Source organism: Paenibacillus sp. Dod16, from assembly GCF_049893405.1.
In the GTDB taxonomy this organism is placed as follows: domain Bacteria; phylum Bacillota; class Bacilli; order Paenibacillales; family Paenibacillaceae; genus Paenibacillus_AQ.
The window spans coordinates 1-25,691 of record NZ_JBNDYG010000070.1; the positions used below are offsets into that span (position 1 = coordinate 1).

Annotated in this window: 23 protein-coding genes; 1 reads left to right on the plus strand and 22 read right to left on the minus strand. The window is 49.6% G+C overall.

Translation table 11 applies throughout. The features are described from left to right. Positions 1 to 220: 220 nt before the first annotated feature. From ACPV3A_RS34530 to ACPV3A_RS34600, 15 genes are all read right to left on the minus strand, one after another. On the minus strand, positions 221 to 1,516 hold the full coding sequence (locus tag ACPV3A_RS34530) for a PTS ascorbate transporter subunit IIC (protein ID WP_426204314.1): 1,296 nt from the start codon (positions 1,514 to 1,516) through the stop codon (positions 221 to 223). A gap of 23 nt (positions 1,517 to 1,539) precedes the next feature. Then, positions 1,540 to 1,827: a PTS sugar transporter subunit IIB gene (locus ACPV3A_RS34535; RefSeq protein ID WP_426204316.1), complete on the minus strand. Its 288-nt coding sequence runs from the start codon at positions 1,825 to 1,827 to the stop codon at positions 1,540 to 1,542. Then, a complete protein-coding gene (locus ACPV3A_RS34540; protein ID WP_194543090.1) occupies positions 1,784 to 2,227 on the minus strand; it encodes a PTS sugar transporter subunit IIA in 444 nt (147 codons plus the stop codon). The genes ACPV3A_RS34535 and ACPV3A_RS34540 overlap by 44 nt, the downstream gene beginning before the upstream one ends. 35 nt (positions 2,228 to 2,262) lie before the next feature. Continuing rightward, the gene (locus tag ACPV3A_RS34545) at positions 2,263 to 4,377 is read right to left on the minus strand and encodes a BglG family transcription antiterminator (protein WP_336245464.1); all 2,115 of its coding nucleotides are present in this window, start codon (positions 4,375 to 4,377) and stop codon (positions 2,263 to 2,265) included. Positions 4,378 to 4,636: 259 nt separating this feature from the next. Continuing rightward, positions 4,637 to 8,578 carry a polysaccharide lyase family 8 super-sandwich domain-containing protein gene (locus tag ACPV3A_RS34550; protein ID WP_426204318.1) on the minus strand — a complete coding sequence of 1,314 codons (3,942 nt, stop codon included), beginning with the start codon at positions 8,576 to 8,578 and terminating at the stop codon, positions 4,637 to 4,639. A gap of 359 nt (positions 8,579 to 8,937) precedes the next feature. Then, the gene (locus ACPV3A_RS34555) at positions 8,938 to 9,900 is read right to left on the minus strand and encodes a metallophosphoesterase family protein (protein ID WP_426204320.1); all 963 of its coding nucleotides are present in this window, start codon (positions 9,898 to 9,900) and stop codon (positions 8,938 to 8,940) included. Further along, complete coding sequence (locus ACPV3A_RS34560) at positions 9,875 to 11,122, minus strand: MFS transporter (protein WP_426204322.1); 1,248 nt, start codon at positions 11,120 to 11,122, stop codon at positions 9,875 to 9,877. The genes ACPV3A_RS34555 and ACPV3A_RS34560 overlap by 26 nt, the downstream gene beginning before the upstream one ends. Continuing rightward, a complete protein-coding gene (locus ACPV3A_RS34565; protein ID WP_426204323.1) occupies positions 11,119 to 11,937 on the minus strand; it encodes an MBL fold metallo-hydrolase in 819 nt (272 codons plus the stop codon). The genes ACPV3A_RS34560 and ACPV3A_RS34565 overlap by 4 nt, the downstream gene beginning before the upstream one ends. Before the next feature lie 320 nt (positions 11,938 to 12,257). Beyond that, positions 12,258 to 13,025 (minus strand): DeoR/GlpR family DNA-binding transcription regulator, encoded by a 768-nt coding sequence (locus ACPV3A_RS34570; RefSeq protein WP_194544835.1) that lies wholly within the window; start codon positions 13,023 to 13,025, stop codon positions 12,258 to 12,260. Between the two features lie 112 nt (positions 13,026 to 13,137). Then, positions 13,138 to 13,791 carry an aldo/keto reductase gene (locus ACPV3A_RS34575; protein ID WP_339294064.1) on the minus strand — a complete coding sequence of 218 codons (654 nt, stop codon included), beginning with the start codon at positions 13,789 to 13,791 and terminating at the stop codon, positions 13,138 to 13,140. A 161-nt stretch (positions 13,792 to 13,952) separates the two neighbouring features. Further along, complete coding sequence (locus tag ACPV3A_RS34580) at positions 13,953 to 15,167, minus strand: MFS transporter (protein ID WP_426204326.1); 1,215 nt, start codon at positions 15,165 to 15,167, stop codon at positions 13,953 to 13,955. A gap of 144 nt (positions 15,168 to 15,311) precedes the next feature. Next, positions 15,312 to 15,896, minus strand: a complete 585-nt coding sequence (locus ACPV3A_RS34585) for a TetR/AcrR family transcriptional regulator (RefSeq protein WP_426204328.1) — start codon at positions 15,894 to 15,896, stop codon at positions 15,312 to 15,314. A gap of 230 nt (positions 15,897 to 16,126) precedes the next feature. Continuing rightward, positions 16,127 to 16,411, minus strand: coding sequence for a hypothetical protein (locus ACPV3A_RS34590; protein ID WP_426204330.1), 285 nt, complete (start codon positions 16,409 to 16,411; stop codon positions 16,127 to 16,129). 250 nt (positions 16,412 to 16,661) lie between these two features. Next, complete coding sequence (locus ACPV3A_RS34595; RefSeq protein WP_426204332.1) at positions 16,662 to 17,660, minus strand: phosphotransferase enzyme family protein; 999 nt, start codon at positions 17,658 to 17,660, stop codon at positions 16,662 to 16,664. A 46-nt stretch (positions 17,661 to 17,706) separates the two neighbouring features. Continuing rightward, positions 17,707 to 18,684, minus strand: a complete 978-nt coding sequence (locus ACPV3A_RS34600; RefSeq protein ID WP_426204334.1) for an MFS transporter — start codon at positions 18,682 to 18,684, stop codon at positions 17,707 to 17,709. Positions 18,685 to 18,810: 126 nt separating this feature from the next. Here ACPV3A_RS34600 and ACPV3A_RS34605 point away from each other — a divergent pair, with 126 nt between their 5' ends. Beyond that, a complete protein-coding gene (locus tag ACPV3A_RS34605; RefSeq protein WP_426204336.1) occupies positions 18,811 to 19,425 on the plus strand; it encodes a TetR/AcrR family transcriptional regulator in 615 nt (204 codons plus the stop codon). A gap of 148 nt (positions 19,426 to 19,573) precedes the next feature. Here ACPV3A_RS34605 and ACPV3A_RS34610 read toward each other — a convergent pair whose 3' ends face one another. From ACPV3A_RS34610 to ACPV3A_RS34640, 7 genes are all read right to left on the minus strand, one after another. Then, complete coding sequence (locus ACPV3A_RS34610; RefSeq protein WP_426204338.1) at positions 19,574 to 20,515, minus strand: hypothetical protein; 942 nt, start codon at positions 20,513 to 20,515, stop codon at positions 19,574 to 19,576. A 234-nt stretch (positions 20,516 to 20,749) separates the two neighbouring features. Next, on the minus strand, positions 20,750 to 20,956 hold the full coding sequence (locus tag ACPV3A_RS34615) for an ABC-2 family transporter protein (RefSeq protein ID WP_426204340.1): 207 nt from the start codon (positions 20,954 to 20,956) through the stop codon (positions 20,750 to 20,752). Continuing rightward, on the minus strand, positions 20,856 to 21,554 hold the full coding sequence (locus tag ACPV3A_RS34620) for an ABC transporter permease (RefSeq protein WP_426204368.1): 699 nt from the start codon (positions 21,552 to 21,554) through the stop codon (positions 20,856 to 20,858). The genes ACPV3A_RS34615 and ACPV3A_RS34620 overlap by 101 nt, the downstream gene beginning before the upstream one ends. A gap of 12 nt (positions 21,555 to 21,566) precedes the next feature. After that, positions 21,567 to 22,376, minus strand: coding sequence for an ABC transporter permease (locus tag ACPV3A_RS34625; RefSeq protein ID WP_220684945.1), 810 nt, complete (start codon positions 22,374 to 22,376; stop codon positions 21,567 to 21,569). Further along, positions 22,373 to 23,356, minus strand: coding sequence for an ABC transporter ATP-binding protein (locus ACPV3A_RS34630; protein WP_220684944.1), 984 nt, complete (start codon positions 23,354 to 23,356; stop codon positions 22,373 to 22,375). The genes ACPV3A_RS34625 and ACPV3A_RS34630 overlap by 4 nt, the downstream gene beginning before the upstream one ends. A 60-nt stretch (positions 23,357 to 23,416) precedes the next feature. Continuing rightward, positions 23,417 to 24,592, minus strand: coding sequence for a radical SAM protein (locus tag ACPV3A_RS34635; protein ID WP_339217770.1), 1,176 nt, complete (start codon positions 24,590 to 24,592; stop codon positions 23,417 to 23,419). Further along, positions 24,564 to 25,670 carry a hypothetical protein gene (locus ACPV3A_RS34640; RefSeq protein ID WP_426204343.1) on the minus strand — a complete coding sequence of 369 codons (1,107 nt, stop codon included), beginning with the start codon at positions 25,668 to 25,670 and terminating at the stop codon, positions 24,564 to 24,566. The genes ACPV3A_RS34635 and ACPV3A_RS34640 overlap by 29 nt, the downstream gene beginning before the upstream one ends. Positions 25,671 to 25,691: the final 21 nt, after the last annotated feature.

Genomic DNA, 25,691 nt, shown 5'->3' on the forward strand with positions numbered 1-25,691 from the left:
CTGATATCTCCATGTAAAGTACGAATAAAGCCCATATCGTTTCTCCTCCACTCTCTATAAAATTGGAACCTGGCCAGATCTCTGATATCTCCATGTAAAGTACGAATAAAGCCCATATCGTTTCTCCTCCACTCTCTATAAAATTGGAACCTGGCCAGATCTCTAAAAATGCGTGTTCAACATTCAATATTCAAAAGGTCAGCTGCTTTTTGAATAACCTCTAAAAGAACAGCTTCGCCAGGAAGTGCAAAATCGGCCCAATGATGAACATATCGGAATCGGCTGCCCACATGGCCGTATCCGGTACCGTCGAGGCGATAAAGAAGCGAACCATCAGAAACTGTCCCCAAGCAACCACGGTCGAAGTGATGAAGCCGCCAATAACAGCTCCGCGGACACCGCCTGTCGAATTCCCGAATACCCCCGCCGTAGCGCCGTGGAAGAATAAGACGATCATCGTTGGCACGAAAATGTATGAAACGGTGTTGCCAAGTACAAGCAGCCAGATAATCGCTCCGGCGAAAGCTCCCAGGAAGCCAAGAACCACCGCATTCGGCGCGTAAGGGTATACAACCGGCGCATCCAGTGCCGGTTTAGCGCCTGGTACTAGTTTAGTAGCGATCCCGTTGAAGGCCGGAACCAGCTCGCCGACAAACATCCGGACCCCCATCAGAACGATGGCGATTCCGCCTGCGAATGTAAAGGATTGGATAATGGAGTAGATAATAAAGTTCTGGTCACCCGATTGTTTCATCAGCTCCGCAGCCGCCGGTGTGCCCTTCGTCGACAGAATAATGGCCCCGATCAGGAACAAAACCCCCATGCTGAGTGCAGTGATGACGTTGGAATCGCGAAGAAACTCGAAGCCTTTGGGTACTTTGATTTTCTCGGAATCGTTGTTTTTGTTGCCGAATAATTTACCGAACAAGGCAGCTAGCAAGGCAACCGAGGCCGAGGTGTGACCAAGCGCAATGTTATCGTTGCCCGTAATTTTACGCAGGAACGGCTGAACCAGCGCCGGCTGGAATGTCCAATACACGCCAAGGACGACAGCGACCATAAGTACCAGCTTCCAGACCGGGATGCCGCTGGCCGCATGAACGATCACGCCCGCAAAAACGGTCGACGTCCAGAACATCATGTGTCCGGTCAGGTAAATAAATTTAAACCGGGTGAAGCGTGCCAGCAGAACGTTGATCAGAAAGCCGATGAGCATGGCGAGCGTAACGGCGCTTCCGAATTTGGAATTGAATGCCTCCTGCCCCATGAAGGTACCGAGGGTTCCGCTCTCCAATCCGAAGACTTCCTTCCACATCGGCTCGAATACATTCAAGGCTTTCACGATAACATCAGAGCCTGCACCGATGATGAGGAAGCCGATAATCGCTTTAAAGGTGCCGCTTACAAGCTGGCTCGTTGATTTCTTCTGAAGCAGAAGGCCGACCAGAACGATGAATCCGAGCAGAATGGCGGGCGTTCCAAAAATGTTGGTGGCAATCCAAAAAAGTACGTCCATATGCCCTCTCCCTTTCTAATGGTTTACAGCACTTCTTCCAGCTTCTGTTTGATTTCGTTAGTGTCGAAATAGTTGTTGACGATCACAATTTGGGCCGCATGCCCTTGAAGGCTTTGGGCCAGCTCGTTGCTTGTAATGATATAGTCGGCTGCGGTTCCGGATGCCGTTGACACGTCCGTGTGCTCCACGTCGGCACTTACTCCCATACCGCTCAGGACGTTCTCCACATTCATTCTCAGAATCAAACTCGTTCCTTGTCCAAGATTTTCATTGTTCGTTCCCCCTAATGAGTTGTTGGATTGTCTCAACATCCGTTGCATGCATGAATTGTTCAATGCTGCCCGGGCTGCTCAGCAAGGTGGTCAGCTTGCGCAGCATGGCGATATGCTCCGAACTTGAGGAGCCGCCAAGCGCAAATACAAGCTGTACCGGGTCGTTGGCCGCATGGCCGAATACGACCGGTTTCTTCAATCTAATCAGCGAGACGGACGCTTCCTTCACCCCATCCTCCGCACGGGCATGCGGAAGTGCGATATGGGGTGCAAGAACAAAGTACGGACCTCTTTCACGATAAGATTTCACCATGGCGTCGGCATAACGTTCTTCCGCCGCACCCGCTTTCGCCAGCAGTTCTCCCGCTAAGCGGATCGCTTCTTCGGCCGTCTCGGCCTCAACATCCAAGGCAATTAGCGACGGTTCCAAAAATTTCATTCTCATCTCTCCCAAATCCGGTATTCTAATCGATGCTAAAGACCGGTGTGTAATTGCTGCAGTATCTCTTCTTTCGTCTTGGCCTCTTTCAGACGGATCAGGCTCTCCTTCTCCCTGAGCAGGATGGTCAGCTCCGACAGCGCTTTGAGGTGGGATTCGCCGTCAATCGCAGCCAGTACCAGAATGACCTGAACTTGATGCCTTGCTTCTTCTGAGAAGGCGACAGGTTCCTCCAGCCGCAGCAGACTGATGCCCAGCCGCCGGACACCATCCTGCGGCTTGCCATGCGCAATCGCGATACCCGGAGCAACGACGATATAAGGGCCTAGCGCCTCGACTTTGGAGATCATCGCATCAATATAGGCTTCATCGATGCGCCCATCCTTCAGCAGGGGCTCGGAGGCATCGCGTACAGCGCTCCGCCAGTCGGCAGCTTTTCTTTTCATTTGGATCATCTGTCCGGTGAGCAGATCCGATAGAGATGGCTTGCGTGCTTCACTCAGCCATGTTTTCCCAACGGACAAGTAATGGTTCAGCTCCTCCGTAAGACCTGCTTCGTCCCTAACCACGGCGTATTTATGGACGATATCGAGCAGTGCTTGAACCGAGTACGCCGGGGTCTTAGAATTACGGCCGGCAACCATGTTGACCTGGTTCAGCAGGTGCTCCTTATCCTTATCGCTGAGAATCGGATTCACTAAGAGAACGGGCACTTTGCTATCCGGCAATGGGACCGTTGAGAAAATAAAATCAACATGGTCTTCATCAAAGGACTCGTAATTCCGCAGTGAGAGCACGGCCGTAATATCCACTGCCGAGAAAAGGTTCTCCAGCTGCGATTTCAGCATTCGCGAAGCGGAAATGCCGTTGACGCAAACGATGGCTGCCTGTCGCCGTACGGCCGGCTTCGTGTTCTCTCTGCGCAGCCAGCCGCCGAAATGCATCGCGAGATATCCGATTTCGTTGTCGTCAAGTTGACGCCCAACCAATTGTTCGAACGGAGCCGCGGATCGGCGGGTCAGCTCGAACACTTCCCTGTACTTGGATAGGATATTTTCGAGCAGCGGATTTTCAAGACCGAGTCCGTATACGATCCGATAATAAGCCGGCTTCAAATGAACAAGCAGATTCTCTTCCATCGTTTCTCTGTTCGGCAGGAATACGCAGGCGTAACGCTGAAAATCATCCGTCATCTGTCTGGTCACTTGCCGAAGCTGCTTAAGCACCTCTTCGGATCCGGTCATCTGTTCCATCCGGTTAACCCTGGCTCCCAGTAAATGCATCGTAAAGTAGCAAATCTCTTCGTCCGGGATGGAGACGCCGAACATTTGGCCAAGACCTTCGGCAAGCCCTGCGGCAACTTCGTACTCCGGTTTCCTCCGCAGCACGTTTCGTTCATCTTCATCTATCGAGATAAACTGTCCGGTCTGAATCCGCCTTACATATAACAGGAACCGTGCCGTCAAATGAAATAACATCTCATCCGTCAAATCTACGCCCAGCGTTATTTCGCTATCCGAAATCAGGCGATACACCCGCTTCAGGTGACCTGACTTCATAGGGGGAAATAAGACTTGGGCGAGATCCGGACTTTCCGATTCCGGATTCCGGTTAAATATCTGTTCCCAGCCGGCATGACCGAAAATCTGTCCGAAGTATTGGCTCAAGGCCTTCCGCTTGTCACGTTCCTCCCCATGTACGCCATAGCCCCGCTTGCGGTCATAGGTTACTTTAAGTTTCGAGATCTTCATGTCCGACCGGACCATATTCAAATCCTTGAGTACGGTCCCTCGGCTAACCTGCAAAAGGTCCGTAAAATGATGAACAAAGAGCGGAGCCTCCGCCGATAACAGATAAAGCGACATCCAGGCCATTCTTTCCCGTGGGGACAAATAATACTGCTGTGTTTGAGGCTTCCCGGTCGACTGCGGAAGACCGGACCGGCTTTCATCCGGCAAATAATAGCCGACTGTCCTGACGTATTTGACTGGCGGAAGATGAACCGCTTTCAAGTAGTCGTTTATTTTTTCCATATCATAATAAACGGTTCGTCTGGAGATACCGACCTTCTGCATCAGTTCTTCCAGCGACACATAATCGGCTGCTTCATGAAGCAGCGTCAAAATCCGGGTACTTCTTTCGTCTAGGATACGGCATCAACTCCTTTGCCGTTTAGTGTGGTACCTTTTGCAATTCGATTATACCCACAGGCATTTCATGAAAGACAGTTCAATTCATGGAGACCCTTTTGTGCAAAAATGAACTCAAGTGGTTAAAGTTATGTAGACCGTCAACATACTTTTCATTAAATAACTCCGCGAACTTTTCAATTAAGTAGGTTATATGCACAAAAAAAAGCACAGGCGAAAAGGGCCCATGCAAGATTTTGTTTGCTTCCCGATTGCTATGTTAAATCAATGCCTCTGCATTCTGAAGTAAGTAACGTGCAGCATCGCTATGGACATGTTTGCCGCTCTGTGCTTGAATTTCGTGAATAAAACTGTTCAGTTCACCCTGGTCGAGCTTTGTCCTCAAGCTATTCGCGATGCCGTTGTTGTCAATCCATCCGCCCTTCTCAAACCTTGCGACCAGCGCTTTGAGCGATTCTGTAGTCGCCGTCGTTTGGAAATCCACACTGGCTCTCCCCATATTTCCTGCTGAATCGTAAACTGTAAGTTCTAATGAATGACTGCCCACTGGCAATGTAAACAGTGGAATCGTTGCGCCTTGTTCCAGAGGCCGACCGTCAAGCAACAAAGTTGTCTTCTTAGAATCGACGCCGGACAAATCGTCGCTTACATCAAATTGCGGCAATAAGTCCTGATCAATACCGTAGCTTTCTGCTGCCGGATCGCCAAACGTAATAAGAGGGGCCTCTGTATCCAGATTAAATTCAATCATCTTCGCGGGCTCTAGGTTACCCGCATCATCCTTTGATCGATAGTTTATTGTATATTTGTCGTCTTCACTGAATGTAACAGGTCCAGTGTACGGCTGCCATGAACTTCCACCGTCTAAGCTGTATACCGATTCGGTTACTTCCGAGAATGAATCCTCCGCGGCCAACGATAGCGTTACAGGCTGGACATACCAACCGTTATCGCCGTCCGGCTTTTCCGGGGATAATGTCGCCAGCGTGTTTGGCGGAACCGTATCCTGCGGCTCGAACAGAAGCGCGGGCCGGTAAGCTGCATTCGTATGCTCCTTAGAGCCGTAAATCACCCAGCCGGTCGAGCCATAGTTGGTCGTCTGAGCGAGCTGAACGGCGATTGTATGATCACCAGCCATGGCCGCATTCACTTGTGCCGTCACATCCAAGGTTGCCGGCGTCCCCGCTGCCGGGACGGTCCAGCTTCCGATTAGGCTGCCGGCGGCAGGCTTGTTGTTCCATGTCATGCTGCTTTCGGTCCATGCATGATTGCTAACTTCAAAAGCGACGCCTTGTGTGTTGGCAAGTCCGGCACTTGTCGGAACCAGGCGGATTTGCGCGCTTTTGACCTGATCCGGCAGATGAGATAAATCAAATTTCAAATAGGAGTACCTGTGATAACCTGCGTTGGGATCGTTTTTGATAACCAATTGATCGGAAGATCCGAAGTTCGTGTTTGCATAAGACCCGCTGCGCACGTAGACATCGTCGGAAGGCAAGATTGCGTATCCAAGCGTTACGAATAATTCATTGGATGCGGCGCTTTCGTTACCGGCGCCATTAAGTGCTTTTATCGTAAAATAATACGTTGCCCCGTCGGCTAGCCCTGTGACGGTATACTGGTTATTTCCGCTGACTGCGGATATATCCACAGTATTCGTATAGTTGCCGGGCGCTGTCCCGTAATCAATTCGGTATCCTGTTGCTCCTGCGCTTGCGGACCATTTCAGCGCAGCTGAACCGGGTCCTGGCAAGGCTTCGATCAATTGTGGCGCCACTGGCGGCGTCGTTGACCCTGTGCTCAGCTTAGCCAGGAACGTTTTCCCGATCGCTCCCGCCGTATTGACTTCCAATACCGTCGTCGGTGCAAACTGCTTCACTGTAACCCCCGGGTCGAGCCGCAACGCGCCGGTTGTCGCACGGTGAATTTCGACTTCAATAGTCCCTCCGTTTGCTTGGGTCGGATCTGAAACCCCGATTTGCAGCTCATCTCCGCTCTCAACGATGGTGACGGATGATTTCTTATTGCTAGTTAAGTAATCGGCTCCATTCACTTGAACGGTTTCAACCGCATCCTTCCAAAAGTTGGCTCCGACCGCCATTTCATCGCTGGTATCCATAACCGCCTGGACGTTTCCTGTGTTTTTCAAAACCGTAAAGCCCGGGTTCGCCGCATAACCGGCAGCCTCACTTGTTGTCGCCCCCGGATAAACGGCATAGGCATAGGAAGCTTGCACCGGATCGATACCGTGATTCAGCGCAAGGCTGGCGTATTGCGCGGATAGAAGCTTATCGCTTCCATCGGTGTTGATATCCTTCCAGGAGCCGGATCTCGTTTCTCGAAGACCATGGACCGTCGCCCCTCCAGGGAATACGTACGCGATATCCGCTCCGGGTACGCTTCCAGACAGATGCGCCCACTGTACGCCTGTCATCGCCTCCGTCCACCCCGTCGCCGCAGGCTTAACCGTTCCATCAACCGTCAACGTATTTGAACCGTTCTCGTTCAGCTTGCGATTTTCAACGATCGTCTCTACTGATCGACCTCCGGTGCTCGAAATGTCGGATCCGAGCGCTATATATTTGTCGCCGAATAGAAACCATGACTTTTTGCCGGATAACGGAGTACCCGTGTTTTTCGACATCGAAAATTGCATGCCGACCGTACCGTAAGGGCCATCAATCGATGAACCGCCTACCCAATTCGATGTATTGAATTTGAAGCTGAACGAGCCCACGCTCCCCGTAGAGCCGTCCGTAGTCGTTCCCGGTAATCTCACCGGATCAATCGTTGGCCAATAGGCCCCCGAAAACTGCGTCTGGTCCGCATTGTACATGTAGGCTGCGCCTGCGCCTTGCCACCATGGCTTGGTATTTTCGCCGTTGCCGTATTCAAAAGCCGAAATCCGCGTCGAGAACATACCAAGCGCCAGGCCGAAATCAGGCCTTAAGTGTACGGCGCGATCCATCCCTGCGAATACATGGGTATCGATCATATCGCCTGCGGGTTCAACGGATGGATCGCCAAGCAGTGCTTTGATTTTGCCGATGCTGAAAATGGACAGCCCCTCCGTATACCTCGGGAACGTTGTATCCGACATCATTTGGCCTTTGGCAATTTGGCGAACCGTTGCGGCATCCCGAGCGTTCAGGCCGTCGGCCAGCATGACGAGTGAAGCCAGGATTTTCCGTCCCGCCTGGTGATCCTGTGAAGTTTCGCGCGATATCGCACGCCCTCGCACTGTATCCATCATCGCGCCTTTATACAGAAAAGGGCGGTAAGCCTCCGTTACCCAACGAATGACATTCGCGATATTCGGGTCCGTCACATCCCAACTCGAACCGCCTAGAAGATACAGCAGCTTCGCCATATCTTCGAGCAGAACGGCACCGTAGCTTCCTGTATACGCGACATAGTCATGCTGGATAAATGAACCGTCCTCGTAAAAGCCGTCCCTGCTCTGTACATACAACAACACCTGGCTGATCGCGTCACGGCCTTGCGCAATCTTGGCATCCGATTTATTCAGCACGCCGCGCAAAGAGACAATTAGCGCTTTATCAAGCCGATTCGCACCGGTCTCCCGGAGTGAAGGAGAATTTGTGCGATAGGTTGGATCCGGAACGAATTTGTCCAAAGCCTTCGTGTAGTTAGCTTTTTGCGTTGCGGACATTTGATCATAAATCAAGACCATCGCATCCGTCAGATTCATCGGCACGCCGATTTCCCAATCCCACCAATTTCCTGTCTCGCTCTTCGTTTCGTTATATTTGTTCGCATACATCCAGTCCAGGCCACTTAGGATGTCTGCAGCCAGCTGCTTATCCCCTTTGAGGAAAGACCCTGTTGTGGAATAGGCCAGAGCCATTTCCTTCAGCCTTACATAGTTGGATGAGATCGTGCTGGAGACACTCCAATTCGCCAGATCGCTCCACAGATAAGTTCGTCCGGCGTTTGTGTTCATCGCTGACCAGTGCTTGTTCGCGTTGGTTTCGATTTGGCTGATTTTCGCTGCAATTTCCGGGTCCGACGTGTCGATTGCCGTCCCCCCGGTCAAATATACATGCCACCTTTCCCTCAGCAAATCGAACTCGTCTGCAGCGCTTGATGCTTGTATCGGTCCGGTAAACAACAAAATGGGATACAGCATGAAACTGGTGAGAAGAGAAACCACCATGCATTTCCGCCAACGTAAATTCATCACAATACCACCTTCCATCATTCAAATTAGACTGCCAATGGTTAGCCCCAGCATCCTTTTGCATGAATTCCGTCTGTTTCATCACCCCCCTCCCGGCTTTAACGCCATCCGAATGATCCACTTCAGGCTTTAATGACAACGACAATCCTTGTTTTGTTATAAAATATCAACTTGCAAAATACGAGATCGAGAAAAAGCCACATTCAAATCCCCAGGTTGCATGGTGCATCACAACAACATTCTCAAAGAACGAGGTAGATTGAATATGGCTCAGTTTGAACGGAAGAATATTCGCAGCTTATTCAGAACATTTTAGGAATTCTATATTGGTGAAGAGAAATTGCGTGGGAAAGGGTAACTTACCGAGCATCCGGCTCATGTAGCGGCAATTCCGCGACAAGCCCATCGCTTTGGCGGATCCATGTCTCAAACTGTCGCTCATCCGCTCTTAATCGAATGACTCTTGCGCCCGTCGGAAATTTGTCTTTGCGCACACCGTCTACATAACTAACGTAACGAGTAGACCTCCCATAACAAAGACGAATGCCATGCAGTGTCCCGCAGTAATCATTCGAGTGATCATGTCCGACAAACGTGCCCATAACATCGCCCATCTCCACCATGGCGGCGAACAAGCCGGAGTTCAGTTCAGGCGAGCTGATCCATTCGCTGCAGTGGCCCTCGCACACCTTCGTCTTCCACACCTCTTTGTATTCCGGGAGCGGAATATGAAAAAAAGCCAGTGCAGGCAAAGGCTCTCCACCATTTCGCTCGGCTAATTGCCGAGATTCAGATGCATACCATTCGATTTGATCCCGGCGTATCCAATCGTATCCGCCCACCGCATCCATCGGTGAGTAATCACCGCTGTCGAGGAAGAACAACGAAGCTGCCGGCCTTCCCTTGGAATCGTCAACCGTCAGCACATAATTTCCGGCTCCGCTTACGCCCGGTGGATCCGGTTTGGCTACGCAATATTCATGCAGGAGCTGCTCCTCATGCATCCTTTTACGCGGTAACCTTCCTTCCGAGTCATGATTGCCAAACACAGCCGCCCATGCTACGCGGTTTTCCTCAGCGACAGCGACCGCGCTGCGGAACGATTGCAGCGGATCTTTGCTTCTAGCGCTTGCCGTCAAGTCGCCTGCAAACACAACAAGATCCGGCTGCTCAATCGCAATGATTCTCTCCATCGTCGCCTTCGTCATCGAGTCGAGAAGCGGCGTCTCCGGATCGTGATCCTCAGCGTCAATAAACTCTACATCAGAAAACTGTACAATGACAAACGTTCCATCCTCACGAAACTTCAGCTTTTTCTCCAAGATATACCCGCCCCTTTGTCACATATTCCTTCCAATACCATAACCCGATCAAAACGAATACAGCAGCGCACGCCAAATACATCGATGTCACGCCATACTGCGAGCCGACCACCCAATAAATTAACGTCGGGCCGATCGCCGCCCCTAAATCGGTAGATACGGAATAAGCAGTCATGACTGTAATAACGGAAGTACTCTTCGCAGCGTCAGAAGCCATGGCGTCCATAATGGTGCCAATCGCAGTGCTTGTGATCATGACAAAAATAACGATAACAATCCATATACCGAGCGGCAGCTGCCACGGAAGTAACGCATAACCCGCTGCCGCACCCGCAAGCGAGAGCATGAATAAAGGCAGCCTTCCTCTCGGCCCATCCGTACGCTGTCCGAACCATCGGGCCAAGAACGGCTCCCAAGCACAGCGAAGCGCTGTCAATACGCCGCCCAACACCGTGCTGCCGATGATCAGACCGAACCACGGGATTCCCTTTGGATAACTCGTATCAATGAGATACGTAAGCGTCGCGCCGAACACGGCGTGCAGCAAGGATATAATTAGTCCGCTTATCACGATTTTCTTTACCTGCAGCGACCATACCGTTTTTGTCTTACCGGGAGGTAATTCCAGTTGATGTGAGCCGGACGCTTTTCCCGGACTTATGGATGCCGCGATCAACGGAAGTCCGGCCAATGCCATCAAACCAAAGATGATCGAGACGGACTGCAGTCCGAGCATGGGTACGAGAAACCCTCCGAACAGCACGCCAACCAGGCTGCCCAGGCGCCACAATCCGTTATACGTTCCCATAAATCGCCCTCGATTGGTATCGTCCGAGTAACGAATGACGGTCAAATATCCGCCCATTCGCATCAAGGACCATGCAATTCCCCACACCGCCCGCAAAGCTATCCAAAGCACGAACCCTTTGAAGACGCCGTATCCTACTGTGGTAAGCGCCGCTAACAACACAGAGATGAACAGACCGGTTCGAAGCGACATGCGATGATACAGCCAGCCAATGACAGGATTAAGGGGCAGCCTTACTAGTCGGTTTACGGACAACAGCACGCCTACCTGCCAAAGGGCGTCCAGTCCCGCTTCCTTCCAATACACGGGGAGGACAATGTACAGCATCGAGTCGCCGAAGAGGGTTAGCGCCGTTACGATACCGACAATCCTAATCTGGCGCTGTTCTATCGCGTTGCTGCTGTCACTCGTCATAGGTCGACGATCAGGCCATCGTAAGCCACCTTAATGCCCGCGGGCTCGAAAGCGCGTTCAAAATCATCATGCAGAAAATCGGAATTGTGTGTAAAGTGAGTCACGTATATAAGAGCGTCACGCCCAAGCGTACCTTCGTCCCGCCATACGCGCTGAACCTCCAGCACACTCTCAATCCCCATATGATTTGGATTTCGCTTATTGTTCGTATAGCTATGCGTACAATCAAGGATCGCCATATCGATCCTTTTGCGTTGAAGCCATTCCCAAGTATCGTCATGCAGCCATCCGGTGTCATTGCCGTAAAATAGCGTTTTGCCCCCTTCTTCTATGTAAAACAGCAAACAAGTTTCCATGGGGTCATGATTCGCAAGCAAAGGGGTGACTCGTGTATCGCCCAATGAAATCGTCTCGAACGGGCGCAATAAATGGAACGCAAACCTGCCTCCAGCGTCCGGCCCCAGTGCAGTAACGGTCTCGCTAATGGCAACATCGTTGCCATATATATGTAAGGGATGATCGATACCGTGCGCAAATCCTTCAACTCGGTTGTACAGATCCGACGGCTGAAAATGGTCGTAATGCGTATGCGTAAACAACAGGTGCTCAACCGCACCCAAGTCGATCCGATCACGGAGCGCCTGCATATGGGAATCTGCAGAATAATCGACCTTGATCAAATCGTCGATCAAAATAGAGCTTCTTGTTCGAATATTTTTTCCTCCAAGCGACCTCGCCTTGCTGCAGGCATCGCAGCGGCAGAACGGGTTTGGAAATCCTTCGGCTGCGGCTGTGCCTAGAAAATGAATCTTCACTGGTTTCTCCTCCTTTTGAAAAGCAATGGTTCATTTCTCGGTTCCTTGATTTGATACAAATAATACCACATATACACAATCAATCACATACATTATTTAATTAGGTGCAACTCTTTTTCTGCCGGAATCTGTTGAGTATAAATACTCTAGTTAATCGATAAACTGCCTGGTCGGAAGAACAGTAGAACTGTGTGAGCCATGTCGGAATATTAGAAACATACAAACACACACAAATACAACTCCATAACAAGCACCTTCCAAATATATAAAAAAAAGATTCCTGGTTCGTGGAAACCAAGAATCGTTCATACGGATTTTTATTATTTGTATACGATTTCGATGCCGTTCTTGCGAAATTGTTCAACGATATCCCGGTCGATTTTGGAATCCGTCACAAACCGTTCGACTTCCGCTGCCCCGCATACTTTGATAAATGAATTTTGCCCGAACTTGCTGCTGTCTGCGAGGGCGATGCAGCGCTTTGCGTTCGCGAGCATTATTTTTTTCACTTGAATTTCGCCGACTCCGTAATCTGTAATCCCTGCTTCCAACGTAACCCCGCTCATACTCATAAAGAACAGATCCGCATGGAAGCGTGATGAAAACTCCTCCGCCAAATCTCCGATGATGCTTTGCTCTTCATGACGAATTACGCCCCCGGTCATAATCACCGTATATCCTGGCATCGAAACCAATTCGTTGACGATCGGAAGCGAGTTCGTAATCACGGTTAATCGATCGAACTTGGCTTTCAGCGCCTTCGCAATCTGGGTGTTTGTCGTACTGGGATCAAGCGCGATGGACATCCCTTCGGTCACATAACGTACCGCGATTTGAGAAAGCTCCGCCTTCTCTTCCATATATATCGATTCGCGGATCGGCAGCGGGATTTCCCGGCTATAGTCGGGCTCCTTCAGAATCGCCCCGCCGTGCACCCGCCGCAGGTAGCCTTCGCTTTCCAAATATTCCAGATCACGTCTGATCGTCTCAAACGAAACTCCGAAATGCTCCATGAGCTCCGACGCTCGAATCGATTTGTCCTGATTCAGTTTCTGAATAATGATTTGATGCCGCTGCTCAGCAAACAACTGCTCCACTCCTTTACTTGCCTAAACTTCTTAATTAGAAGTTTACCATAAAAAGCATGTAATCCTCCTGTTCTACCTGATTGTGCTATTTCGTTTAAGATCCAGCCCACACTTATTTTACAAATAGCTTCATCAACCGTATGTAAATCGGACTTATCATGTAGCCAGTCGGGTTAACGGAATATCTTTTACCCGTGTTCAGCTGCCGGATTCGGTCCATTTCTTCCTCGCTTAGGTCAAAATCGAAAATTTCGCTGTTTTCCTTTATCCTAATCAAATTTGACGATTTAGGGATGATAATAATTCCACGGTTTATATGCCAGCGTAATACGACTTGTGCAACTGACTTTTGATGATTACGGGCAATCTCAACGAGAACCGGATGCTCCAGCAAGGCCTTGTTTCCTTGTCCCAGTGGTCCCCATGCTTCATGCAGTATCCGATCACGATTCATATAATCATGCACATCGTGTTGTTGAAACTCTGGGTGCGTTTCGATCTGATTGATCATCGGTGATATCCGAGATTGCTTTTTGAGATGCTCCAAATGCTCGATTTCGAAATTTGCTACGCCGATAACTTTAATTCTCCCTTCCATGTACAAATCCTCCATCGCCGCCCATGCCTTCTCGTAATGAGGGCCAGCAAAATGAATCAAATACATATCGAGATACGTAACATTCAATTTCCGACAGGTCTCCTCAAACGCCTTCTTCGTTGCGCGATATTCAAGATCGGTTGTCCATACCTTTGAAGTAATGAACAACTCTTCGCGTGGAAGACCGCATTGAGATCCATATTTTCCCTTGTTGACATAGCCGCGAATTTACGCGGCTATGTCAAACATAAACACCGATATATTCACACGTACTCAACTAGAGCCATTTAAAAAATCAATGTCGCATTCACGAAAGACTTGACCATCATTCATCTCATATCGCCGTGAGCCCCTCTTTTTTCCGTAAAAAAGTACAGTAATGCCAGAATCGGAAATAGAACGCCAACCCACATCGCCGCTTTCCAGCCGCCCATGGCGTACGCCCAACCCCCGGCTGCGGAGCCAATGGCTCCACCCGCAAAAAAGATCGCCATATACATGCCGTTCAGCCGACTGCGCACCTCAGCTCCCAAAGCGAAAATCGCTCGCTGTCCCAACACCAAATTGGCGGACACACCCATGTCGAGCAGAATAGCAGCAATTACGAGGATAACGATAGAAAATATAGAACCTCCAGGAAACATAATCGGCAAAAGACCCGATAGAATCACCAACGCGATGGACAATCCCGTTGCCGAACGTATCAGGCCTTTATCTGCAAAGCGGCCAGCAATAGGAGCCGCCGCCGCACCAGAAACCCCTGCCAAAGCGAAAAGTGCTACACCTGTTGAAGAAAAATGAAACACCGGACTCGTTAAAACGAGCGGAACCGTTGTCCAGAACAGACTAAACATGCCGAACAAAAACGCGTGATACAGTGCGCGGCGCCGCAGAATCGGCGTTGTCTTGAGCAGATGCAGCATGGATGAGATGATAACCGGATATTTGTCCTTCGTTTGCGGCTGCCTTGCCGGAAGGACTTTTGCCAATACAAGAGCCAGTACCAAGAGCATAGCGGAGGAAATCATAAAGATGGCATGCCAGCCGAAATATGTATCTACCATACTCGAAACCGGACGGGCCAACATAATACCCAATAACAAACCGCTCATTACGTTGCCTACATTACGTCCACGCGTCTCCTCAGGGGAAAGATGCGCCGCATATGGAACTAGGATCTGGGCCGCAACGGCCCCGACACCTATAAACAAGGAAGCGGCAAGAAACAGAGCCGCACTTCGGGCTTCAGCCGCGATGATCAAAACAATAGACGTCAGAATCAGCAGCATAACCACCAATTTGCGGTTTTCAAGCAAATCCCCCAAAGGGACGATAAATAACAAGCCGATCCCGTAACCGATTTGGGTCAGCGTCACGATCAGACCTGCGGCTTCCGAAGATAACCCGATGGCCGAGCTGATCGATTCAATTAAAGGTTGAGTATAGTAAAGATTTGCAACGATCAACCCGCAAGCCACTGCAAGAATCAGCGTGATCCATGTTGATACGGATTTCTCCGGCATTTCCTTTGCGTTTTCAGTCATTGATAAACACTCCTTTTTTTATGAATTATTGGGTTATATTACAGGAACATTCGTTCCAGAATAGAGATAGCTTCCCCCCTATGCTTATAAGCAAGGGGAAACCCTTTTTGGAATGATCATTCCGGTTTGATGAAAAAAATAGGTTTACAGCATCTCGAAAACCGCGTTCATCATACCGTGTACTTTATTAATATCGCTTTTGATTCTGGCCATTACGTTAATGCTATGGTTGAGGTTCAGCAGCAGGTACGATAACATTTTAATATCTTTCTCCGGGGCTATTTCTCCCGTTTCTTTCCCTTTCTTTAACGTATCATAAAACAGCTGCTCCAATTCCGTAAAGCTTTGGCGAATCGTATTCTGCAAAGGCTCATCCACCGTATCCAAACCAACGGAAGCATTCGTAATCAGACATCCATTAGGGAAAGCTTCGCCGTGCGTGGCAAAAGCGTTCATGATATGCAGCTCGAAATACTGGCGGATTCCCGCGATCGCAGAAGTTGCATGTATCATTTGATCACGTTTTTTTTGCGACATTTTTTTATAATATTGGATGGCTTCGTAATACAGCGTCTGTTTATCCTGAAACGTTTCGTACATACTGGATCTGCTCAACTCCATGGATTCCAATAAATCCGGTATGCTTGCAGCCTCATATCCTTTTTCCCAAAAAACGATCATGGCTTTACGCAGTACTTGCTCCCGGTCAAATTCTTTGGTCCGTCCCATCGATACTCCCTCCTTTTCTACATGAGTATATACCAATTGGAACGAACATTCCAGTATTTATTTTTAAACAGCAGAGGACGTTCAAAATGATACGGACTGAGATGATCTTCAAACGGCCTTGGGTTTCCACAATGAAAAAGAGAAACGTCATCGTCCCGATGACCTTTCCCCTCATTCGTCTATTTAAATAGATTTTCGATGCCCCCACGATCGAAGTCGTTTACAATTTTTTATTCCTTGCCATACCTTTTGTGATTGCCCGAACCGTTATGGATTCGAACGTGGTCAGGGCTAAAGAAGTACATAGAGAAGGTCGGGCCATTTCGACCCTGAAACCAAACTTCATATTCTTCGTTACCGTAATCCACTCTGCTGGTTTTACGCAGTTTGACTTCGGAAAAGCTGTTCATAATCCGCTCAATCTCCGCAGGATCTGTAATTTGTATCTCTTGCTCGTTCGAACGGAACCGATTCTTCCTGACGCTCATATGGCTTATGGTCTTAGGCTCAATCAATTGATCGAGCACCATCTCCTTAAACGATGTTCTGTTTTGAGACGCCGAATATATCGTTGCGCTGATTAGAATCAGGACACAAATTGCCAGAAAGATATACCATGTACGCTTGTTCAGCCGCCATCTCCTCCCTCGTCTCGAAATAAAGCGTCCACTTTGATTATAACATCAATCACAGCCCAGAATTATCCAATATCCCAACCATATGTAAACAACATATAACCATGCTTGTTCTATCCTACCCTCCCATTTAGGATGACTGGAATTCGTCGATCAACGAAACCCCATGTATAATCCGCATCATGCTATCCCTTAAAAAGTCGCGAGTCCAATCGTCTGGTTGACTTAAATCCCAGCTTCGGTGCATGCCGACGACTACGATAATTTCACGCAGCCTCAGGAAAAGCCCCAACTGATCCCTCCTGCCCTCAGGCATTTGACGGTTATCCTCTGTATAGCCTCGCTCAAAATGTTTCATGAAAAGCTCGTACTGCGCCTTTCGTTCAACTTTAGAATCTTCCCCAAATACATACAGCAGGTAATATAACTGGATCGCAATGTCTTCGACATACCAACTATACTGACATTCGTCAAAGTCGAAAAGCGTTAATTCCCCTGATTCATCAACCATAAAATTTCCTACATTGATATCTCCGTGTATCAAACCGAAATTATCAGTAGTAATACGGAGACTGGACAACTGTCTCTTAAGATCATCAAGCGCAAGAAGCATGGGTAGGTGCTCTTCCGGTATATATTTTTGGGCCTGTAAGAGGTATTCATTGTTTTCCCAAGTGTGCCTTTTTACCTTTTGTTTGTAACGCTTCGACAATTCATGGAGACGGCCAGTCACGCGTCCACATTGCTCGTAAAGTAAGGGATTGCCTAGGCATTCCGGGTATCCGATTTTACGACCAGGCGCATATCTGAAAGAGGTCACGTAGAAATCAATATGAGTTCCTCGGATTCGTTCGAAGTCGTTTCCATTCATCGAAGATAACGAGTCTGAGACCGCCAGCCCATTCTTTGATAGATAACGAATCCATTCTATTTCAGCTGCAAGTTCTTCTCCTGTGCGATGAGTGCTCGCTGTGAAACGGAGGATATATTTCATATCATTGCGATCATAGGAATATATAAAGTTTTGAAATCCTCCAAGGAAGGTCAGCTCCTTGGAGCTGACTCCGAACCGCGCTGCACCTTCATTGGCATGTTCGTCCAAGAACATTAATTTTACGTTTTGGTCCATACGCCCTCCTGTATGCGAATCCATATTCTTATGCTCCATAATAGCATCATATTGCACCGCCGAAGGTAAATCCCCATAATGCCACGACCGCATAAACAACGAATGCCGATGTGACGCCCGTCCATAGTGTTGCGGCTGCCAGCAGGAAGCAGAGCAGACTAAGAAGTACAAGCAGGCGCAGGTGTCGATCTATCAACAGCCCCACAATCCAGATCGAGATAAGTGCGGATGCTCCAAATACAAGCAGGACCAGGTCAACACGCCCAGCCAGTCCCAAAGGCTCAAGAATCGGCGCGATATACGTATATAAAATATTGTGAGCCAGCATCCATGTCAATACCACCATAAGAATCGGACGGATGCCGGGCATGACAAACACCTGACGGATGGTCATTCTTTGATTTGCAGGCTGCCCGGGATAGTCCGGCACCTGCCACAGAACCCATCCAATTAATACGAGAGTCAGCAGAGACATGAGTCCGAATACAAGGCGCCAACCAATGAGGTCACCGAGCAAGGTGCCCACCGGCACACCGAGTGTAAGAGCTATCGGAGTGCCAACCATCGCGACTGCTAAGGCACGGCCTCTTAAAGCATCCGGAACCATACGCCGTGCGTACCCGGCAATCATCCCCCATGCGGCACCCGCAGATACGCCGGCAAAAAATCGAGCGACCAAAGTCAATACATAGCTGCTAGACAATGCGGTCATCGAGTTGAAGATCAAAAAACCTACAATAATGGCTAGCAGAAGCGAACGTCGTCTCATCCCTCCGGTAAACATCGCAAACGGGATTGCCGCCACAATGGAACCCAAAGCATAGGAAGTGACGAGTTGCCCGGCCATCCCTGTCGTAATATTCAAACCTCCCGCAATATGCGGCAGTAAACCCGCCGGAATGGTTTCTGTAAAAATACAAATAAATCCAGTCATCGCAAGCGCGAGCAGTGCTAACCAAGGAAGCCTGGCGACGGGCATGTTGCCCGTTTGTGCCGTACCCTTAGAAGATGATAATTGTGGCAAAATAGTTTCCTCCTCAAGAGCAAATTAATTATGGATCGATCATTCCACATATTAGATTGACCCTTCTCTCTTGTCAAGGACTTCTGGATCGATTAGTATAGAATTAAATAAAGGAGGGGCATTTATATGGCACGAACGGGACGTCCACGCGCTTTTAACCGTGACGAGGCAGTTGCTGCCGCCATGCTTCTGTTCTGGGAACACGGCTACGAATCCACTTCGCTAGCTCAGTTGCGTGCTGCCATGGGCGATATTTCTGCAGCGAGTTTTTATGCCGCTTTCGAATCAAAAGAATCCCTGTTCCGAGAAGTGATGGATCAATATATCTCTACTTATGGACAAGTCTCTGAAAGTTTCAGGGATACACGCCTGACATCAAAAGCGGCCATCGAACAAGGACTGCGACGATCGGCTCGAATGCAGACAGAAAGTTCCCATCCTCCCGGTTGTCTGTTGGTTTTGTCCGCCGTGAACTGTTCACCCGAGCAACAACATATCCGCGAGATGCTTGCCAAGGAACGGGCCAGGGTCCACGGTTGGCTAAAAGATTGTATCGAGCGGGCCGTAGCCAATGGAGAGTTGCCGGATTCAACGGATATCCCCATGCTGGTAACCTTATTTGAAACATTTCTGCAAGGAATATCAACGCAAGCCCGGGACGGTATTTCATACGAAGCAATGGATGCTGCCATCACTCAACTGATGAGCGTATGGGATGCCTTATCGACGCAGTCAGGCTAACGAGAGCATCATTTAACCATTAATGAACAATAAACCTGCTAGCCATAGCTAGCAGGTTTTGTTTTCTAACCATGCTTCATCTGTTGCTGAAAACCCGGTCTTTTCAGTAAGCATCGCATCCATGACGCGTATGCTCACCCGTATTTTTTCAGCCATCAAGCAGTGTAATGAGCTTTTGCAGGAGAGCAGGCTCTTCGTTTTGGAATTCATCGAACCGAAGCCTCAGCCGATCAAACATTTCGTGGTCTTCGCGAAGTTCATGACGAATGTACTGATCTCTCAGCTTCATCGCCCTTTTGGTGATATCCTTGTAGCCAGCCACCAGCTCTTCGTCATAAGGGATGATCGCCTCGTCCACCAAGTATCCGATCCGCTCGCTCATCATTTTTTTATGTTCCCAGAGCACATGAAGGTGTCTTACATCGTTACGGTCACCGAGCCGGGAATCGTTGCCCTCTGCGGCATCATAGTACAGCCGTAAATAGTCGTATACCTTGATTCCGAATGCTTCTTCGTTGTCCGAATTGTAATTGATCCGGTTGAGACGGGTCTCTCCGTTTAAATAATCGCGAAGTTGGTCAATCGCGGCCGTTTTATCAAAAGGATATGGAGAATGCGGCTCGTATTTATAAAAGTAAGTATGATGATCGGCCGTGAGCTTCTCCTTTAGAAGATGCCTCATGGACTGAACGGCGTCCTGGAACTCCCGGAACGGGATCTGCAAATTGCGGTATACTCCCGTACGATCGAACATCGACGCATTGAAGATCCTTTCGTCCCAATCGTAACCATATAGAAAAAGATGATGCGGGAACGGCTCTCTCTGATAGGAGGCCGCAGGCGATAACCTGGCTTCATCCAAAAACACAACGCAATAATAGCCGTTTCGGATCTGATCCGCGAAAAATTTCGGCCAAACGTCCAATGCCAAACTCTCCAGAATCGTATAATTGACCGAGCAGGTGAGAAGAAACGGGTTGTTGAAATTCAGTTCGTTGGGCTTGCCCCGAAAAAAATCAAAGTAGTACTGCCTGCCGTCCTCCAGAAAGTTTTTTTGCAGAACAGCTGGATAAAATTGCTGTAAAACCAAGGCTTCGTTTCTTCATGGATGCTGGTGATGGAAAGTGTGTAGGCCCACCGCAAAAATCCTTTAAGCGGCGGATTCACCACCGGTAGCTGAAACGCGTTCATCTGATTCTCCTCCTTTCTTACAAGTGATCCCGAATCGTGATAGCAGTCTTCCGACGATTTAACCCGACACATCTACTTCCTTCTCTGATGCGAGAATGCAAGCTCAGCTTTTTCGCCCCACCAAACTGCCGGATTAACTGCTCGCGCTGCTGTAACCTTTCACGGCCTGTTTCCAGAGCAGCCGAACAGCGGCAAAGAGCAGAAGCGAAGCGATCAGCGCCAAGCCCGCATGGAGCCAGTTAATCTGCCCAAGCAGAAACATTGGTCCGAAATTGGTAATAAGGAATAGAGGAATAACAAAAGTCCCGACCCGCCGGACCCAGGCCGGGTATATAGCCATAGGGAAATTGTTGGCGTCCCCAAACGGAATGCGCGATCTCCGACACAGAGCCCGTCTGGACGAACCAGAATGAAAGCAGCGCCGGGATAATCATCAGACAGTAAGTGATGACAACGGAGACGAGCAGCAGCAGGGCAAACCCCGCTAGCTGCAGGAACGTCAGCGGAATATCCATCGCATGCCAGCCGATGCCGATCATGACGAACCCAACCAGAATATCAGGGATCGGCAGCGCCAAATCGACGTAACGCAAGGAAGCCATGAACTGAAGGGATACCGGCTTCGTCAGCATGAAATCAAGCGAGCCGTCTTTAACATATTCCGGAATTTTCATGAAATTTGTAAAAAACAGGCCGACATAAATTCCGGTCACCACCGTGTGCATGCCTATAAATAGAAGCAGCCCTTCGGGCGGTATGCCATCAACATGAAGATCGGTACGGAACACGACCAGCACATATAGCAGCTTGGCAAGCAGGTAGACGGATTCGACCAGCAGGCTCATCATAAAATTGCCCCGAAACTCCATTTGGGCGATGAGACAATTTTTGATGAATAAACCGTACAGACGCATGTATTTCCTCGTGATTTTAAACATATGCAACGTCCGCTACCCCCCTGCTGCCGAATATTTCTTCATGGAAATGCGCCACGTCAGACGGGATAACCAGAAGAACATCAGAATCCACCCACACTGGATGAGCAGCCCTTGGTACATAGCCGCCGCTTCCGCTTTGCCGCTGAGGATATTGACCGGAAAATAAATCGTGTACGGGAATGGCGTGTACTGAAGTGCCTTCACTACCGACTCCCCGAAGATCTCGAGCGGAAACATGCCTCCGCTTAAAATATTGACAAGTAAACTTGTAATGACAAAAAAATAAGAGATCTCATGCAGATAAAATGCACTCGCGCAGATGCAGTAAGCGATCAGAAAATTGAGCAAAAGCGCCCCCGACAGCGTAACCGCGAACAAGATCAGGCGTATGGCCTGGAGCTCCAGCACGCCACCTGCAGATGCGAACCCAATAATTCCGAAGAGCAGCAAAGCCGTAATCCCGTAGTAGATCGCCTTCTGACCGAAAAAAGATACCAGCCGATATCCGAAATAGCTGACCGGTTTGATCAAATACTTGTTAAGACCGCCGTTTTTGATATCGTCGGCAATCTGGTGCTCGAACTGAGTCGCGATCAGCTTGGACACCAATCCCGCCAAGATCGTATACAAAATAATTTGACCGTACGAATACGAGAACAGCGCAGCCTGACCGGAATGCCGGTACACCGCCGTCCAGATGAAATACTGGACAAGAATCGGAAACGCGGCCCCCACTAGACCAAGAAAAAAATGAAAACGGTACTCCATCGAATGCTGGACGCCCATTGAAAACACAGCCTTATACAATTTGCGTCTGTTCATCCGACGGATTCCTTGCGGTAGAGCATCGATATGCTCTCCTCGATCGCCACGTCCTCGATCGTCCAGTCAACGATCGGAAAGGAATCGAGCACGGCACGCGACACTTCCTTCAACCTGTACTTTGGCAGCTCCAAAACAGCGTTGTAGTCGTCTGCGCTGACGATTTTCCCGAATTTGGCCAACCGCTGCTCGGCAACGGGTTCGGAGAAATGCAGCCTTATAATTTTCTGCTCGTCAAAAAGTTCGTTGATTTTGTGAAGATCACCGTCATACAGAATACTGCCTTCATTAATAATGATCGTCCGCTTGCACAGGTCCTCCACATCCTTCATGTAGTGGCTCGTCAGCAGGATCGACGCACCGAACTGTTCATTGTAGTATTTCAGAAACTCCCTGACCTTCTTCTGCGAGGGGAAATCGAGGCCGATCGTCGGCTCATCGAGATAAAGCAGCTTAGGGCGGTGAATCAGAGCGGCGATGAGCTCCATTTTCATCCGCTCCCCAAGGGACAGCCGGCGCACCTGCACATCCAGAAGGTCCTGCACATCGAGCATTTCCGATAGCTCGGCAAGACTCCGACGGTAGAGATCATCGTCCACGTCATAAATACATTTGTTCAAATAAATCGACTCGCTGGCGGGAAGGTCCCACCAAAGCTGGTTTTTCTGGCCCATCACAATGGAGAACAGCCGTTTGAACTCGTTCTTTCGCTCCCACGGCACATAGCCGAGTACAACGGCTTCCCCGCTCGTGGGATATAGAATGCCCGATAACATTTTAAGCGTTGTGGTCTTGCCCGCCCCATTGGGCCCGAGAAATCCGACACACTCGCCGGGACCGATATCGAAGGAAACGGATTTAACCGCTTCCTTCACCAGTGACTTGCGGGCAAATAAATTTTTTAATGAATGTTTGAGCCCGGCTTGTTTCCGGTAATACACAAACGATTTGTGCAGCTCCCGCACACGGATAAAATCCATCTCCGATCCTCCCAAACGTTTGCCTGATTTGCCTGATTGAACGGCATAAAGTTTAAACGCTTAAACTCCATTGTTATAAAGAAGTACGCATTTTGAGCAAATCGGCATCAGACCGCAGGCCAGCACCTCGCGCTGTTTCCGAAGATCTTCACCATGAAAAATATCCGCTACGCTATCTTCATACAGATTGCCGACGCTGAATTCCGGGAAAAACTTGCACGGATTCACCTTGCCGTCCGGCATTACGTCCATCCGGTTCGAGATCGAGAAGCACTTTGTGCGGTTCATGGCCGGTTTCTCGCTTCCCCGGATAAACCCTTCCACCTCTTCGGGCTCCAGTGCGGGCTGATAGCGTATCCGTACATTCCATACACGCGAATTGACACGTTTCAGCTCTTCGATCAGCGTGTCGAAATGGTCCGGCGAGATATGGAACGTGAAGGAGTGCCAGCTGTTCTTGTGGTCGTCCGCGAAGCGGGAGGCAAGGTGCGGGAAATGAGCATCGAAGTAGGCGTCCATTTTCTCCGCCGTCCCGGAAGGGATGTACCAAGGGAAGCAGAAATATACCGAATCTACGCCCATCTCTTCGAAGAATTCCATAAAGCTGTATAGCTGGCCGACCATCTGGTCATTTACCGTCAGAGCTACGGACACTTTGCCTTTGTACAGTCCCTGCTTTTGCAAATCCAGCAGCAGCTCTATGGCGTGGATCACTTTCTTGAACGTGCCTTTGCCTCTGATCGCGTCATTCTCTTTCTCGAAGCCTTCCAGGCTGACCAGCATGACCAGATTTTCTGACATTTTCAAGATGGAATCCAGCTTCTTTTCAATGAGGATCGCGTTCGTACAAATCGTTGTGTAACGGTCTTCTTTGGCCAGCAGCTCCGCCAGTTCATCAAACTTGGAGTAGAACAGCGGCTCCCCGCCCCACAGGAATACGCGCGATTTGCGTTCTCTCGTTTCGGCCAACAGCTTCTCCACGACAGGAATCTCGATTTCGTCGTTCTTTACTTCTTTGGCAAAGCCGTGATGGAAGCCTTCCGGATTCCATTCGAAGCAGTGCTTGCAGCGCAGGTTGCAGCCGTTATTAAGCTTGATCCCGATCTCATAAGGCACGGGGGCCGCATATGTCGGATCCTCCTTGAGCTTCCTTCCCGTTTCCGCGAGCGGCACCAGGGTTCTTTTCATATTGCGGAATGTCAGTTTATCAAACGTAACTGCTGTTTTCGGCTGCATAGATGTTCCTCCCATAATGGTTGATTTTGGATCGCTGCTCCAGCAAACATCTGCAAATCTCCTGCAGTTTAGGTTTTGAAAAATCCCGGGCTTTCCACTCCGCAAAACGGATACCGAAACCACGGGATTCCCAATAGGCTGAATTGTGAAGCTCATGGTCGCCGAACGGTTCCAGCATAACAAAAGGGATTCCGAATGCCAGCGAGTCGTTCAGGGTCGCTCCCCCCGGTTTGCTGATGATTGCGGCGCAATTACGCATCAGGTCCGTGTAAGCGGAATAACTCCCGAGCGGAAACTCCCGAAGAACACCATCTTGCCGGACATAACGAACCATCGGCGGAAACGTGTGACACCCCTGCGCATCCTTGCTCCACGGATCCCAGGAGGCCTCCGTTCCGAAATAGCGCGTAACCCCGTCGTCCTCCTTCACCTCGGAGGGATCATATACGATCACATCAAGGCTGTGGCCGAGCTTTTGAAGTTCTGAGATCGTCCCGGCATAGGTCCCGATCCCCCAGCCACCGCCATGGATCAGAATGCGTCCGGTACGCTGCGCATAAGGCAGAGGTGCTTCTTCGTCCGTAGCAAGGTAGCTGCCCGGCGAGAGCTTTGAAGGATCGTAGAACCAGACGTTGTCGTAGCTTAGATATAATTGCTTGTGCACCTTATAAGACGGTGTATCAATCGCATCCAGCCGAATCAGTCGGATGTCCAGGGGGATCTCCGCAGCTTCCTTATAACGCTCCAGAATCGGCAGCCAGAAGCCGGTAAAGACCACAAAGCGGGTGACACCGGCCCGTTTCCAGCCTTCCAGCATCCTCCGAACCGTCTCCTCGTCCAGAGAAGAGTCAACGGGCTTGGCCAGCTTATGCCCCATACGGGCAACGGAGAAATCCGCGTGGAATGCTTTTTTGGTGGACCGAATCTTGTGCCGGACTTCTTCGTGATACAAGTTCTCCAGAACTTGAACGTCTGTTCCGACACCTCTGCTCTGCAGGTACATGTGTAGATGCATAGCCGGAATGTATGCGCCAAGAGAATTCCCGGACGCCAGCAAGGTAACCGAAAATGAATTCATGGGCAGCCTCCAAGTTCCAGT

Coding starts and splice junctions, on each gene's coding strand:
- ACPV3A_RS34595 (WP_426204332.1), bottom strand. CDS start 17,660: ATGGACCAAAACGTAAAATTAATGTTCTTGGACGAACATGCCAATGAA.
- ACPV3A_RS34635 (WP_339217770.1), bottom strand. CDS start 24,592: ATGCAGCCGAAAACAGCAGTTACGTTTGATAAACTGACATTCCGCAAT.
- ACPV3A_RS34620 (WP_426204368.1), bottom strand. CDS start 21,554: ATGTTTAAAATCACGAGGAAATACATGCGTCTGTACGGTTTATTCATC.
- ACPV3A_RS34615 (WP_426204340.1), bottom strand. CDS start 20,956: ATGGCTATATACCCGGCCTGGGTCCGGCGGGTCGGGACTTTTGTTATT.
- ACPV3A_RS34630 (WP_220684944.1), bottom strand. CDS start 23,356: ATGGATTTTATCCGTGTGCGGGAGCTGCACAAATCGTTTGTGTATTAC.
- ACPV3A_RS34605 (WP_426204336.1), top strand. CDS start 18,811: ATGGCACGAACGGGACGTCCACGCGCTTTTAACCGTGACGAGGCAGTT.
- ACPV3A_RS34535 (WP_426204316.1), bottom strand. CDS start 1,827: ATGTTGAGACAATCCAACAACTCATTAGGGGGAACGAACAATGAAAAT.
- ACPV3A_RS34540 (WP_194543090.1), bottom strand. CDS start 2,227: ATGAAATTTTTGGAACCGTCGCTAATTGCCTTGGATGTTGAGGCCGAG.
- ACPV3A_RS34625 (WP_220684945.1), bottom strand. CDS start 22,376: ATGAACAGACGCAAATTGTATAAGGCTGTGTTTTCAATGGGCGTCCAG.
- ACPV3A_RS34560 (WP_426204322.1), bottom strand. CDS start 11,122: ATGACGAGTGACAGCAGCAACGCGATAGAACAGCGCCAGATTAGGATT.
- ACPV3A_RS34530 (WP_426204314.1), bottom strand. CDS start 1,516: ATGGACGTACTTTTTTGGATTGCCACCAACATTTTTGGAACGCCCGCC.
- ACPV3A_RS34585 (WP_426204328.1), bottom strand. CDS start 15,896: ATGGGACGGACCAAAGAATTTGACCGGGAGCAAGTACTGCGTAAAGCC.
- ACPV3A_RS34550 (WP_426204318.1), bottom strand. CDS start 8,578: ATGAATTTACGTTGGCGGAAATGCATGGTGGTTTCTCTTCTCACCAGT.
- ACPV3A_RS34580 (WP_426204326.1), bottom strand. CDS start 15,167: ATGACTGAAAACGCAAAGGAAATGCCGGAGAAATCCGTATCAACATGG.
- ACPV3A_RS34640 (WP_426204343.1), bottom strand. CDS start 25,670: ATGAATTCATTTTCGGTTACCTTGCTGGCGTCCGGGAATTCTCTTGGC.